Annotated in this window: 10 protein-coding genes; 3 read left to right on the top strand and 7 right to left on the bottom strand. The window is 55.5% G+C overall.

The window, feature by feature from the left end; genetic code table 11:
• Positions 1–176 precede the first annotated feature (176 nt).
• Complete coding sequence (locus tag ACT3T7_RS05750; protein ID WP_018916661.1) at positions 177–458, top strand: hypothetical protein; 282 nt, start codon at positions 177–179, stop codon at positions 456–458.
• A gap of 17 nt (positions 459–475) precedes the next feature.
• Here the strand turns inward: ACT3T7_RS05750 and ACT3T7_RS05745 are convergent, their stop codons facing one another.
• Both ACT3T7_RS05745 and rlmKL read right to left on the bottom strand, forming a co-directional pair.
• Positions 476–811 (bottom strand): glutaredoxin family protein, encoded by a 336-nt coding sequence (locus tag ACT3T7_RS05745; protein ID WP_193054847.1) that lies wholly within the window; start codon positions 809–811, stop codon positions 476–478.
• A 19-nt stretch (positions 812–830) separates the two neighbouring features.
• A complete protein-coding gene (rlmKL, locus tag ACT3T7_RS05740; RefSeq protein WP_444630343.1) occupies positions 831–3,053 on the bottom strand; it encodes a bifunctional 23S rRNA (guanine(2069)-N(7))-methyltransferase RlmK/23S rRNA (guanine(2445)-N(2))-methyltransferase RlmL in 2,223 nt (740 codons plus the stop codon).
• Between the two features lie 325 nt (positions 3,054–3,378).
• Here rlmKL and rmf point away from each other — a divergent pair, with 325 nt between their 5' ends.
• Entirely contained in the window at positions 3,379–3,588 is a 210-nt protein-coding gene (rmf, locus tag ACT3T7_RS05735; RefSeq protein WP_087106179.1) for a ribosome modulation factor, read from the top strand.
• Positions 3,589–3,669: 81 nt separating this feature from the next.
• On the opposite strand, the gene ACT3T7_RS05730 is transcribed toward rmf, so the two are convergent.
• The 5 genes from ACT3T7_RS05730 to ACT3T7_RS05710 form a co-directional block, all read right to left on the bottom strand.
• Positions 3,670–4,683 carry a quinone-dependent dihydroorotate dehydrogenase gene (locus tag ACT3T7_RS05730; RefSeq protein WP_444630326.1) on the bottom strand — a complete coding sequence of 338 codons (1,014 nt, stop codon included), beginning with the start codon at positions 4,681–4,683 and terminating at the stop codon, positions 3,670–3,672.
• A 175-nt stretch (positions 4,684–4,858) separates the two neighbouring features.
• On the bottom strand, positions 4,859–9,682 hold the full coding sequence (locus tag ACT3T7_RS05725) for an NAD-glutamate dehydrogenase (protein WP_444630325.1): 4,824 nt from the start codon (positions 9,680–9,682) through the stop codon (positions 4,859–4,861).
• A gap of 130 nt (positions 9,683–9,812) precedes the next feature.
• Complete coding sequence (gene trmA, locus ACT3T7_RS05720) at positions 9,813–10,937, bottom strand: tRNA (uridine(54)-C5)-methyltransferase TrmA (RefSeq protein WP_444630324.1); 1,125 nt, start codon at positions 10,935–10,937, stop codon at positions 9,813–9,815.
• Between the two features lie 80 nt (positions 10,938–11,017).
• Positions 11,018–11,806: a glutamate racemase gene (gene murI, locus ACT3T7_RS05715; protein ID WP_444630342.1), complete on the bottom strand. Its 789-nt coding sequence runs from the start codon at positions 11,804–11,806 to the stop codon at positions 11,018–11,020.
• Between the two features lie 113 nt (positions 11,807–11,919).
• Entirely contained in the window at positions 11,920–12,465 is a 546-nt protein-coding gene (locus ACT3T7_RS05710) for a hemerythrin domain-containing protein (RefSeq protein WP_193054843.1), read from the bottom strand.
• Positions 12,466–12,769: 304 nt separating this feature from the next.
• Here ACT3T7_RS05710 and ACT3T7_RS05705 point away from each other — a divergent pair, with 304 nt between their 5' ends.
• Positions 12,770–14,104, top strand: coding sequence for a replication-associated recombination protein A (locus tag ACT3T7_RS05705; RefSeq protein ID WP_444630323.1), 1,335 nt, complete (start codon positions 12,770–12,772; stop codon positions 14,102–14,104).
• Positions 14,105–14,112: the final 8 nt, after the last annotated feature.

Genomic DNA, 14,112 nt, shown 5'->3' with positions numbered 1-14,112 from the left:
TTTAGTCCGCAGGACAGGCAAGCCTCTCCACAGAAAAACGCTTCATAAGCAAAGATAGGCGTTTGCGATAACGCGCTTTACAATACCGTCCGCCGCATCAAATTGGAAAAGAGTATTCAGGACAAGGAGTGCCTAATGGGTAAGCCAGTGTCAAGAACAACCGTGGGAGTAAGCTTGTGATCGTAAGGTGGGAAACCGACCACGACTATGTGCTGGTTCATATTCACCAGGATATGTTTGGCGACTGGATTTTTAGTCGCGCCTGGGGGCAAATCGGCACGCAGTTTGGCGGCTTAAAACATCAACTGGCCGACACGCTTGAGCAGGCTCAGATGTGGCTGGAAGATGAGACGACCATTCAAAAGTCACGCGGGTTTCATAAAGTACTGGACGTTGATGACCATACTCCAGAAGGCCAGGAAGCGATGCGCCAGCTTTCGCTGCTTGACCTGCTTTAAGTGCCCCCAGTAAGTCATCACTCACCCAGAAAACGCCGCCCGTTGCGAACATAACGCCCTTTTGGCGGCGCTTCATCAGGTTGCATCAGGCGTGTTAGCGCGTGCTCACTTAGCCAGCCGCGCTGACGCAACCAAGCGCTTAAGCGCTCTACCTCAAAACCGCGTATCAGCTCATGCCCCTGGCTATCCGCCACAACCGGAATAAGCTCGCCATAGCGCGCTAGCAACTCCGGGCAATCACTGATTTCAATGCGTTGCAGCGCCACCGGTTGATTAGCAAGCGCTGCCAGCAGGCCTTCCAACTGGGCGCACAGATGGCAACCCAGCGTGGTGTAGAGCGTAAGCGAGATCACCGCTGCAAGCCCTTACGCCCTAGCTGCGGTGACGCAGCAGGAACACGTGATGCATATTGGTGCGCCGCTGAAAGTCAGGGTCGAAGGTACGCGAGGTAATCTCCTCCACCGCATAACGCTCGCTAAGTGCATCATCAAGCTTGAAGCGACGCTGATTATTCGAGAATACCAGCGTTCCGCCAGGCGCGAGGCGCGCCATGGCAAGTTCGACCAACCGTGGGTGGTCGCGCTGTACGTCGAGCGTATCGCGCATTTTTTTCGAGTTGGAGAACGTCGGCGGATCCATAAAGATCAGGTCAAACTCGGCGTTAGCGGTTTCCAGCCAGCGGAAACAGTCATCACGCACCACGCGATGCAGGCGCAGGTCGAGTTCGTTCAGCGTAAAGTTGTCTTTTGCCCACTCAAGGTAGGTATTGGACATATCCACGCTAACGCTGTCGCTGGCGCCGCCCAGCGCGGCTTGCACCGTGGCCGTGGCGGTATAGCAAAACAGGTTTAAGAAGCGCTTGCCGCTGGCCATTTCACCCAACATGCGGCGCACTGGCCTGTGGTCCAGGAACAGCCCGGTATCCAGGTAGTCACGCAGGTTAACCCACAACCGCGCATCGCCTTCGCGCACGTCAAAACGCTCGCCACTGGCATCACGCTTCTGGTACTGGGCGGTGCCGGTTTGCCGCTCACGACGCTTGATATACACCTTGCTGGAGTCAACGCCCAACGCATCAGGCAACACTTCCAAGGCGTCAAACAGGCGTTTTTGTGCCTGAGCCGGGTTGATCGAGCTCGGTGCGGCGTACTCTTGAACGTGTACACGGTCACCATAGCGGTCAATCGCCAGCGCAAACTCAGGCATGTCGGCATCATAGAGCCGGTAGCAGGTTTCTCCGCTCTGCTTTAACCATTTTTTGAGGCGCTTCTGGTTTTTGACCAGACGATTGGCAAACATCTGGGCGTTTTCGGACACAGCACGCGACGCTTGCTGTGGAGCAGCTTGCCTAGCAGCAGGCGCTTGATCGGCAGGCGGCCCTTCTGCCTGAGCATCATTATTGGCAACTGACGTGCCGATATCCATCAGCAGCAGCTTGGCATCCAGCGCACCATTTTTTAACGCATACTGCTTGTGCGCGCGCAGCCCCAAACGGTGGCCCAAGTCGGGGTTGCCGGTAAACATTGCCAGCGTCCAACCTGGAAACAGCGCCTTGGCTTTTTCGCCCAGTTGGGCGTAAAGGCGTACCAGTTCGGGAAGTTCCCCCAACCGCTCGCCGTACGGCGGGTTGGTGATCAACAGCCCACTTGTTGCCGTGAGCGTCTCGGGCCGGGTTAGCTGAGCAAGGCTTTGCCCGTGCAGGGTAATCAGCGCTGGAATGCCTGCGCGCATCGCGTTGGTTTTCGCCGCAGAAAGCGCGGCTGGGCTTTGGTCAAAGCCCAGCAGCTGCGTTTTACACCGCTTACGGCCAATAGAAGCACGCGCTTCGGCCTCGCGCTTTTGCTCAAGCCAGAGCGCTTCATCGTGCCCGGCCCAGCCCTTGAAGCCAAAGCGTTCGCGGTCCAGGTTAGGCGCCTGGTCGGCGGCCATTAGCGCCGCTTCAATCAGCAGCGTGCCCGCGCCACACAGTGGGTCGATCAACGGCTCGCCAGCCTTGGCTCGCTCGGGCCAGCCCGCGCGTATGAGTAGCGCGGCCGCCAGGTTCTCTTTCAGCGGTGCATGGCCTACATCGCGACGATAGCCGCGGCGATGAAGACTCTCGCCCGAGAGGTCGATACCAATCGTGAGATTCGCCCGGTGCAAATGTGCGTACAGGCGCAAGTCGGGCGTTTTAGTATCAATGGATGGCCGCTCTTGCCCGGCAAGCTGCAACGAATCTACCACGCCGTCTTTCACCGTTTGCGCGCCAAACCGGGTATGACGAATGTGGTCGCTGCGGCCATGAAAATCTACGGCCAGGGTTTTGCCCACAGCCAAATGCTGGGTCCAGGCAATGTGGGCAACGACATCGCGTAACTGCTCGGGCGTTTCAATCATCGGCTCGCGAACGAGCTGCAGAATGACCCGGTTGGCAAGCCGTGACCACAAACATACACGGTAGGCGATGGCTTGGCTGGCGGTGAAGTACACGCCTGCCACCGTGGTCTTTCCAGGCGTCGCGCCTAGCGCTGCCAGCTCATCGGCCAACAGGCCTTCAATGCCTTTCGGGCAGGTCGCCAACAGGTTCAAGGGGGCGTTTTGACTCGTTTCGGTCATAGTCATGGCAGCGCGTAACCGCGCGATATTCCTATATATGGCAAATGTATTTACATCTTATGACAATTTGGGGGTCGACAAGTGCCCCCATCTTGATCTAAGAATAAGAGAGTAGCTACTAAAAACGCATGCGTTGCTTGTCTAGGCCATTTATGACCTATGGCTTGTTTGGGGCGCCGCTTGGTCGGTTCAGCACGTGAGTGCTAGACAAAAGTACCATGCTGGCTGCCTGCTCTTGAGGTTAGCTCTCGGAATAGGAGCCTGACGCCACTAAGGCATAGTGCACTATTTCTTATTAAAGGCTTTCATGAAAAGAGGTTAGCCAATGAAACGACAAAAACGTGACCGCTTCCAGCGGGCTTATGTTCACGGGTACAAAGCAGGTGTTATCGGCCGCTCCCGTGATGAATGTCCCAGTCAAGATGTTAATTTACGCGAGTACTGGATGAGCGGTTGGCGTGAAGGTCGCGGAGACCAATGGGACGGTATGACCGGCGTTTCCGGTATCCACAAGAATCCCATGGTCATGACCTAACCGGTTATAACTTCCTTAATCTACATTTTGGAACATGGAGCCCGCTTAAAAGCGGGCTTTTTAGCCTCAAAGCCACGCGAATTACTGCGTTTTTAGCGCGCTGGCACATTCGTTCACAAGCGCTGGGCCTTGGTAAATTAGGCCTGAATAGAGCTGAACCAAATCAGCACCCGCCGCAATTTTGGCTTTTGCGGTTTCACCGCTATCAATCCCGCCTACGCCAATAATCGGTAGCGTTGGCAGATGCTGACGCAGCAGACGAATAATCACGTTAGAGGGTTCAAAAACGGGTTTTCCCGAAAGCCCTCCCGCCTCTTCTGCCTGAGGGTCACTCTTGATCGCTTCACGGGAAACGGTCGTGTTAGTCGCGATGACGCCGTCCAGTTCATTGCGAGCAATACTACCGGCCACGAGCGCGACTTCCTCTTCGCTCATGTCCGGGGCGATTTTAATAAGTAGCGGTACCTTGCGGTTTGCTTCAGCATCCAGCAACCGGCTACGCTCACGAATTGGCCCTAATAACGCATCCAACTGCTCACCAAACTGCAGCGTACGCAGCCCCGGCGTATTGGGTGAAGAAATATTCACAGTAATATAATCAGCGACCGGGTGAACGGCATTCAGGCAGGCTACATAGTCCTCCAGGGCATTTTCAACCGAGGTGGTCAGATTTTTGCCAATATTAATGCCCACCACGCCTTGATAGCGGCGCTTTTTCACCTGCTCAATTAAGTGTTCGACCCCTTTGTTATTAAACCCAAAACGGTTAATGATGGCGTCATGGCTCGCCAAACGGAACAAGCGCGGCTTGGCGTTACCCGGCTGTGCCTTGGGCGTCACCGTGCCCACTTCAACAAAGCCGAAGCCCAGCGCGCCGAGCGCATCCAGGTGATCGGCATTTTTATCAAGCCCCGCAGCAAGCCCCACGCGGTTGGCAAAGCGCAACCCCATCAGCTCAACAGGATCCTCGATTGGCTTGCCCACCCAAGGGCGTATACCGCCCACGCGTTGTAATGCGTCTAACGCCCCCAGCGCCAACCCGTGTGAGGTTTCGGGGTCAATACGAAAGAACAGCGAACGCGCGAGTGAATACATCGACAGAGTCTCTCCGGGAGAATGGGCGGCGCAGAGTATAGCGCATCCTGCCCTTTTAGCGCACCGCGCTCGCGCTTAACCAGAAGCTACGCACAAAAAAAACCGTGCCTGAGTTACCTCAGGCACGGTTACTTCTTACAGCAAGTATGCGTTGTGCCAGCGCACGCTTAGGCGGTTATGCTTCGCTATCGCTTTCTGCAAGGTCCACCAGTTCGCGTACGGCGACGGCAAACAGCGCAAACCCACCTTCACTACCGCTACGCACCTCATCAATCAAACGGCACCAGCGGCGGTGCAGGTCAGCATGCTGCTCAAGCCACTGGTCCACACGCTCCTGAGTATCGCGGCTACCGGCTTCCAACTTCAGTACGCTGGTGGTTAAGGCCAACTGCTGGCGGTCGATATCATCCCGGAACGTTTCCCGGGCCTGCACCTGCCATGCATCACGTACTCCCAGCTGCGTTACCTGCTGGCTCATCCAGGGAAGTTCCAAACGGCTGCCAATTTCGTAAAACACTTCGGCGACGCGTTGGGGCTTCTCATTGGTAACCCGTGCCGCCTGAATGATCCCCAACCCGGCATACAGGCTAGGCGCGGCGGCAACGGTAGAGGCCAGCGCTTCCGGCACGCCCGCTTCCTGCAGCTCATCCCGACGCTGGCGCCAGGCATCAAGCTCTTCGCCGCTTAACAGTTCGCCCATCTCTTCTTGCAGCTGCGCCAACCGAGGCGCGAAGTACTCAATGGCATCCTGAGTCGAAAGTCCCATGTGCTGGCGCAGGAACCAGCGTGTCGAGCGGCGGATCAGGCGCATCAGGTCCAGCATCATGGAGTGCTGCACGTCGCTGGGGATCTGGTTATCCAGGTCTTCAATCTGTGCCCAAAGTGACAGCAGGTTGAAGCTATCCCGAGCGATGACATAGTTACGTGCAATATCTGCCCGACCGGCGCCAGTAGAGTCGCGTAGCCGACGGACAAACACGACCCCCATGTGATCAACCAGATCATTCGCGACTTGCGTTGCCACAATTTCACGCTTCAGGCGGTGTTCATACATCTCGGTCTGGTAGCGCTCTGTCAGCACAGACGGGAACAGCCGCTCAAGATGGCGATGGATATACGTATCATCGGGCACATCGGAGGTGATCAGGTCGTCTTTTAGCGTGCTCTTGGCGTAGGAAATCAGTACCGAAAGCTCCGGCAAGCGCATGCCCTGCTGATTGGCGGCACGCTCTTTTAAGGTCTCATCGGTGGGCAGGAACTCAAGCTCACGATCAATCTGCCCGGCAGACTCCAGCTCGCTGATAAAGCGGCGGTACGGCCCGATGCCTTGGCATGACAGTATCTCGGAGAGGTCCAGCGCCTGAGCCTGACGGTAGTTATCAAGAATCACCAGGTCAGCAACTTCATCGGTCATTTCTGCTAGCAGGTCGTTGCGCTGCTTGTCGGTCATGTCGCCGCGCTTCACCACATCATCGATCAATATTTTGATATTGACCTCGTGGTCAGAGCAGTTAACGCCACCTGCGTTATCAATAAAGTCAGTGTAAACGCGCACACCTTTGGCCGCGGCTTCCATTCGGCCACGTTGAGTCATCCCCAGGTTGCCGCCTTCGCCCACTACGCGGCAGTTAAGGTCTTCGCCATTAATGCGCAGCGCATCGTTAGCTTTATCGCCGACATCGGCATCGGTTTCATCCGAGCTTTTCACGTAGGTGCCGATACCGCCGTTCCAGACCAGGTCGACCTTTGACTGGAGCATGGCGCGAATCAATTCATTCGGCGATAGGCGCTCTTCCTGAATACCAAAGACCTGCTGCATTTCCGGGGTAATCGCGATGGACTTGGCGCTGCGGTTAAAGACACCTCCGCCCTGCGAAATCAGCTCAGCACTGTAATCCTCCCAGCTGGAGCGCGGCAGGTTAAATAGCCTTGTACGCTCGGCAAAGGCCGCATCAGCGTCAGGGTTGGGATCGACAAAGATATGCAGATGGTTGAACGCACCCACCAGCTGAATCTTGTCGGAAAGCAGCATGCCGTTACCAAATACGTCGCCTGCCATATCACCAATACCAACGACGCTAAATAGATCCCGCTGGGTATCTACGCCGAGGTTTTTAAAGTGACGTTTAACCGACTGCCAGGCACCACGTGCGGTAATGCCCATTTTCTTATGGTCATACCCGTTCGCCCCGCCGGAGGCAAACGCATCCCCTAGCCAGTGGCCATACTCGATAGAGATTTCGTTGGCGATATCCGAGAATGTTGCCGTTCCTTTATCGGCGGCAACCACCATATAGACATCGTCTTCGTCATGGCGCACCACGTTTTTAGGCGGAACAACGTCGCTGCCATCCAGATTATCGGTCACATCTAACAGCGCACGGATAAAGGTTTTATAGCAAGCAATGCCTTCGTTCTGCTTCGTTTCACGGTCAGCATTTTCAGGCATGCGCTTACATACAAAACCACCCTTGGCGCCCACCGGCACGATCACCGCGTTTTTGACCTGCTGCGCTTTTACCAGCCCCAGCACTTCGGTACGGAAATCTTCATGGCGGTCAGACCAGCGCAAACCACCGCGGGCTACTTTGCCACCGCGCAGGTGGACACCTTCCACGCGTGGAGAGCAGACAAAAATCTCGAACATCGGCCGTGGCTTGGGCATTCCGGTGACTTTGGAAGGCTCAAGCTTAAAGGCGATGTAGTCTTTAAAGCGGCCGTCTTCAGCACGCTGGTAGTAGTTGGTGCGCAGAGTTGCTTGAATAAGCTCCATAAAACGACGTAACAATTGGTCGTCATTTAGGCTGGCAACGGCTTCCAACTGCTCATTAAGCCGCGTGATGCACTCGTCGGTATCGTGTGAGTCCAGCGCAGGATCAAAGCGCAGACGGAACATTTCTACCAGTAACTGAGTAATGGCCGGGTAGTTGGCCAAGGTCGCGGCAATGTAGTTTTGAGACATGCCAAAGCGGATTTGCTTGAGATAACGTGCGTATCCACGCAGCATGGCGACTTCGCGCCAGTCCAGCCCTGCCGCAATAATCAGCCGGTTAAAGGCGTCGTTATCCGCTTCGCTCGCCCAAATACGTTTAAACGCTTCACTGAAGGTTTCGCGCATTTCACCCAGGCTGACATCTTTATTACTGTGCTCAAGCTCAAAGTCGTGAATCCAGTAATGCTGCTGCGGCGCACTAATGTCGTAGGGGCGCTCACTAATAACCCGAAGCCCCAGGTTCTCCATCATGGGCAACACATCAGACAGCGGGATCGGCGAACCACGATGGAAAAGCTTCAGGTTTACGCCACTGCCCTGCTCTTCCAGCGGCCGATAAAGCGACAGCGACAGCGCCTCACCGTTATCCAGTGCCAGCAAGTGCTGTATATCGAATACTGCGGTGCGCGCATTGAAGTCTTCGCGATAGCTTGCCGAGAAGGCGCTTTGGAACTGCTCCATCTGATGATTGGCGCGCTCTTCTCCAAAACCCTCAATCATCGCGGCCATCAGCTCGTCGCGCCAGCTACGTGCCAAGCGGGCAACCTTGCTTTCCAGGCGTTTAAGGTCGTACTGGCTGGGTGCATCGCCGTTAAAGCGTAGAATCAGTTGAATACGCGCCAGAACCGACTCTGACAAGTAGGTATTAAAATCGCCAAAGTGCGCGTCAAGCTCGTCACACAACAGGTTTTGAATGCGTTGACGCAAATCGGTTGAAAACACATCGCGAGGCACAAACACCAGGCACGAGTAGAACTTGCCGCTAACATCGGCACGGATAAACAGGCGTACCTGGCGGCGTTCCCGAATATCAAGAATGCCCAGCGCCGTATGCGCTAGTGAATCCGTACTGATCTGGAACAGGTCATCGCGGGGATAAACTTCAAGCACCTGTAGAAGCTGCTTACCGTTATGCCCTTGGGGGTTAAACCCGGCGATATCCGAGACAGCTTTTAGTTTACGGCGCAGCAGCGGAATATTGCGCGGCGACTCGTTGTACACCGTCGAGGTGAACAAACCAAAGAAACGACGCTCGCCAATCACATTGCCGTCGTCGTCGTAGCGGTCAACGGTGATGTAGTCAGGATAGGTCGGGCGGTGTACCCGCGAGTGGTGGGCGCTTTTGGCAAACGAGAGCAATTGGGGCACCAGTTCATAATTGCCGTGTTCGTCAATGCCCTCTTCGGCACGAATGCGCTCATCGTAGCGTGGATCGTCCAGGCGGAAGACCCCGAGCACGCTATTCGGGTCGCGCTGCAGCTCATCGCCTTCCAACAGGTATTCGTCATACCCCAGGAAAGTGAAATTATCCTTAACCAGCCACTCTAAAAAGGCGATGGCCTCTTCATGGTCGTCCGGGTCGATTTGCGGGGGGCAATTCTTTTCAAGCTCCTGGATCGCAGCGGTGATCTGACGGGTAATCGCGTCGTAGTCATCAACCGCGGTACGTACATCACGCAGTACTTGATAGAGTTTTTTCTCGATATTCGACAGCGCGTCAGGATCCGTATGACGATCAACCTCGATAACGATGAGCGACTCACGCGCCTCTGGGGCGTTGGCATCACGAGGTGAGGTCAGCGTTTGCAGCTGATTCTGCTCATTGCGGGCCACAGCAAATACGGAATTTTGAATCGCATGGACGGTAAGCCCTTGGCGATTCAGCTCAATGCGTATCGAGTCGACCAAAAAAGGCATGTCTTCATGCAGTACCGCCACAAAGGTATGCGTCGACTGCCAACCATGCTCTTCAAAGTCAGGGTTGAAAACGCGCACTTTAGGGCGCTTCGCATCGTGGTGCTGTAGAAACTGCCAAATGGATAATGTGGCGCCGTACAGATCGTCCAAGCGGCGATCAACAAGATCCTCTAACGGCACGCTCGCGTAAAAACGTCGTGCAAACGCCTCTATCGCCGTTGCTCGCTCCGGTTCCAGCCGCGCTTCCAAGCGCTCAAATAGCTGCTTCAAAAGGTCTTGCCGACTCTCTTCACTCGCAACGTATTGCATCCATCACCTCGACTGCCGGAAAAAACGTGGGACGATAGGCCTTTAGGCCAATATAACGACTAGCTTACGCCACCCTGGATCATCACTCTATCCATCTGGCATGTTCTTCATGGTGTATACCTCTTTCGCATTATGCGCCCTCTTGACCATCCTCGCGCCGCATGAGCCATACGCCACATTCACAATGGTCGGTGAATGGAAACTGGTCAAATAGTGCAAAGCGTTCTATCTGGTGCGTTTTAGTGAGCAGCGCCAGGTTTTCGGCAAGTGTTGCTGGGTTACATGAAATATAGACGATCTGGTCGTATTCACTGATTTGCTGGCAGCTCTGCGCGTCCAGCCCAGCGCGGGGCGGGTCAACCAGCACCGTGGAGAAGCGATATTCGTCCAATGCCATTTCAGCCACGCGCCGCCCGCCTTTTTCGCCTTTAAGCGCCAGCGCAAACTCTTCGGCTGACATACGGGCTACATGAGCATTGGTGATCTTGTTGGCTTCAAGGTTGACGTTAGCGCTGGCGACCGACGTGCGCGAAATTTCAGTGGCCAGTACGCGCCGAAAATTATCGGCCAGGGCGATGGTGAAATTGCCGTTGCCACAGTAAAGCTCGACGAGGTCTTCATCCTGACGTCCGGCCGTCACTTCACGCGCCCAGCTCAGCATCGTTTGGCAGATATGCGCATTGGGCTGGGTAAAGCTGTTTTCGACCTGCTGATAGTCAAGCGAGCGCCCATCAACCGTTAAACGCTCCCACACGTGGTCACGGGTAAGCACCAAGCGCTGCTTGCGTGAGCGGCCAATGATCATAATGCCAAGCTCGGCTTCCAGGGCGCGTGCTTCTTGCTCCCAAGCGTCACCTAGCGGGCGGTGGTAAATCAGCGTGACCAGCGCCTCGCCTGACAGCGTGGTGAGAAACTCCACCTGAAATAGGCGCCGCCGCAGTTCGTCACTGGCCAGAAACGCCTCGCGCAAACGCGGCATTAGCGCATTGATGGACTCGCTTGCAACGTCAAACTGATCAAGCCGCACGACCTGCTTGTTTTTAGGGTCGGCTGGGTCGACCTCAAACATGGCGTAGTAAAGATCATCGCCTTCATGCCAGATACGAAACTCACAGCGCTGGCGATAGTGACTGGGCGGTGAGGCAAAGACCTCAAGTGCGGGCGGATTAAACACCGCAAAAGTGCTTTCCAGGTAAGCACGCTTCTCGGCAAGCTGCTCGTCATAACGTTCGGGTTGTATCACGGGGATAGCCAAGTCGGCGCCTCTTTTTTCATAAACGGTATTAATATCGATGCTAATAACAGTCGTGTCGGCTCAGGCTGAAAATACGCGCCCTAAGCGCTTAACACCAACCGGCCAGGAACAGAAAATCCAAACTGCGCAAAACCTGGGCTTAGCGCATCGGCAGAAGCAGTGGTAAAAAATCGGCCATCTTGCCCTTTTTTCAACGGTGGCGCGATCTGGCCGACGCGCCGAGCGATAGCATCACCGGAGTCAATCCAATTCACGGATGTGGGGGCGAGTGCTTCAAGCCAAGGTTTTAACAGGGGGAAATGCGTACAGCCCAGCACAACAGTATCCACTGGTGGCTGAGTGCTCGACGTTTGCCAAAGCGGCGCCAGGGCTTGCTGAAGCCGTTGGCGGTCAGGCTGGCCGCCGCCAAGTAGTGTCTCGGCTTCCAGCACCAGCGCATCGGCGGCTACCCGGGTGATGAGGCAGTCGCTGGCAAAGTTTTCAATCAACTTTTGTGTGTAGGGCCTACCCACAGTAGCGCGAGTAGCCAGCAGGCCAATATGGCGCGTTTGGCTAATGGCAGCGGCGGGTTTAATGGCGGGTACCGTGCCAACCACAGGGATCGTCAGGGCGTTGCGCAAACCATCCAGCGCGAGTGTGCTAGCCGTATTGCAGGCAACGACCAGCACGCTTGGCTGGCAGGCCTGAACGGCGGCCTGGCAAACCGACACGATACGCGCTGAAAGCGTTACGTCATCACGCAGCCCATAAGGCATCCACGCGTTATCGCAGGCGTAACACATCGCCGTATCAGGATAATACTGACGCAATGACCGGGCGACCGAAAGCCCACCCACGCCGGAGTCAAAAACCAGCACAGGGCCAGCCATTACTGCCCCTTTGCCGTTTGCTTTGATAAGCACACCTGCTTCTCCATCAGCCGCTCATTCACGGGGCGCTAGTTTAACACGCCCCGCTGGCAGCCAAAGGAACGCCCTGCTGATTAGATCGCGGGTATGTCCGCACCGCGTAGTTCAGCGTAAAGCTCTGGGTAAGCCTGTTGCAGGCGCTCAAGCTCCTGCTCAGCGCCTTCTGGCAGCGCGTGCAGCAGCTCTTGCATATCTTCCTCACTAAAATATTGATCAATAAGAGGGAACAGACCTTCTCGCTCCTGGCGTAGATACGCCCTATGCGCCTCAAGGTAAGCTTTTAAATCTTCGGCAAAACGATCCATCGGCAGGATGTTGTCCATCAGAATCGTATCGATGTTGTCTGACAAAAGTTGAAGGCGCGGCTTGAGCTCAAGATAATCGCTGGTCATTTTCTCCATTAATTCCAGATGCTCAGGCGCTTGGGTTTCCAAACGATCAACGCATATACGCTCTAACGGTGCCGCGAAACCTTCCATGTAAGACAAAATGTAATCCACGACTTCACGCATCAGCTGGAAGTTGGGTCGCTCACCCTGAGCCAGGGTCTTTTGTTTAAGCTGCAAGACATGAAGCATTCGTGCCATGTTGGCATGATCTAGACGCAGTTGGTTTAACATCGTGCCGTCTCCTTTGTGGTGTCATGCCTCCCGCCTTACCTCTGAAGTGGCGTTGGGCACGCAATCATAAGCGGGTATTACTACACTACGCCTATGGGCGATGGCTAAGCGCTATCGTCATGTAGGTACCGCTACGTATTATGGTTAGATGTCACCATGCGCTTAAGGCGCCACCCTGACAAGCATATCGTTTGTATCAGTTTTTATGGAAGCTATGCAAAAGGTAGTCGGGCAATACGCCATTTGCCATACGCACTTATGATTACCTCATTACTCAACGTCTCGATTTACAACGGAAGTTTACATGGATCTTTTCGACTCTCAGCGTGCAACACCCAGCGATGACGCGCCGTTGGCGTATCGGATGCGCCCGCAGACGCTTGATGACTACGTCGGCCAGCAAGCGTTGGTGGGTCAAGACAAGCCGCTTCGTCGCATGGCCGAAGCAGGCCTGGTACGCTCAATGATTTTGTGGGGGCCTCCGGGCGTTGGCAAAACAACGCTAGCCGAGCTACTCGCGCGCGCATCCAGCGCACACTTAGAGCATTTAAGCGCGGTGATGGCAGGCGTCAAAGAGATACGCGCCGTGGTTGAGCGCGCTCAGCAGCATACCTCACCGGTGATTCTGTTTCTGGATGAGATCCATCGCTTAAACAAGAGCCAGCAGGATGCCTTATTGCCGCATGTAGAGTCGGGGCTGTTAACCCTGATTGGCGCCACCACGGAGAACCCCTCCTTCGAGGTCAACTCTGCCCTGCTATCTCGCGCTCGAGTTTACGTTTTGAAGGCACTCTCGCAAGAGGAGCTGATAGCCGTCATGCGCCAAGCGCTGGCTGACGAGCAGCGCGGTCTTGGCAAACGTGCGATTGTCGTGGAGGACGATGTGCTTGCTGCCCTGGCGCACGCAAGTGCGGGCGATGCCCGGCGCGCGTTGGGACTTTTAGAAACCGCCTGTGACTTTACCCAGCCAGAGAATGGCCAAGAGGTGCTTCACATGTCGGTATTAGCAGACGTTGTCGGCCATCAGGCAAGCGCATTTGATAAGCAGGGCGACGCTTATTACGACCTGCTCTCGGCGATTCATAAATCCATACGCTCTTCACGCCCTGACGCAGCGTTACTTTATATGGCGCGCTTTATTCAGGGCGGTGGTGATCCTTTGGATATTGTTCGCAGGCTTAGCGCCATTGCGTCTGAAGATGTTGGTAATGCCGACCCACGTGCGCTTCCGCTGGTGATAGCGGCCTGGGACGCCTACCTTCGTTTGGGTGACTACGAAGGCCAGCGTGCCATTGCCCATGCAGCCATCCATTTGGCCGTGGCGCCCAAAAGTAACCGAATTGACCGCGCCTGGAGCGCTGCAAAACAGTACGCGCGTCAGCAGCCTCAAATAGAGGTACCCACTTATTTACGCAATGCGCCCACCAGGCTTATGGAGCAGCTAGGCCATGGCGAAGGCTACCGCTACGCGCATAACGAGCCTGATGGCTATCCCGCGGGTAGCGCTCACGACTGCTGGCCAGAGGATTTGCCCAAAGCGCGCTTTTTTGAGCCTAGCCAGTTTGGCCAGGAGAAGCGCTTCGGCGAGATAATGGCATGGCGGGAAAGTCGTGACCAGGAAGCAGATCAGGCGCCCTAAGGCGCCTG

Origin of the sequence: Halomonas sp. 111, from assembly GCF_052379685.1 — a bacterium.
GTDB lineage: Bacteria > Pseudomonadota > Gammaproteobacteria > Pseudomonadales > Halomonadaceae > Vreelandella > Vreelandella citrativorans.
Note: the sequence above shows the minus strand (reverse complement) of the source record. Positions and strands in the feature narration are given on the sequence as shown.

Bases quoted from the DNA above. Each gene is read 5' to 3' on its own strand.
- ACT3T7_RS05710 (WP_193054843.1), bottom strand. From the start codon at position 12,465: ATGTTAAACCAACTGCGTCTAGATCATGCCAACATGGCACGAATGCTT.
- ACT3T7_RS05730 (WP_444630326.1), bottom strand. From the start codon at position 4,683: ATGTATTCACTCGCGCGTTCGCTGTTCTTTCGTATTGACCCCGAAACC.
- ACT3T7_RS05725 (WP_444630325.1), bottom strand. From the start codon at position 9,682: ATGCAATACGTTGCGAGTGAAGAGAGTCGGCAAGACCTTTTGAAGCAG.
- ACT3T7_RS05705 (WP_444630323.1), top strand. From the start codon at position 12,770: ATGGATCTTTTCGACTCTCAGCGTGCAACACCCAGCGATGACGCGCCG.
- rlmKL (WP_444630343.1), bottom strand. From the start codon at position 3,053: ATGACCGAAACGAGTCAAAACGCCCCCTTGAACCTGTTGGCGACCTGC.
- rmf (WP_087106179.1), top strand. From the start codon at position 3,379: ATGAAACGACAAAAACGTGACCGCTTCCAGCGGGCTTATGTTCACGGG.
- murI (WP_444630342.1), bottom strand. From the start codon at position 11,806: ATGGCTGGCCCTGTGCTGGTTTTTGACTCCGGCGTGGGTGGGCTTTCG.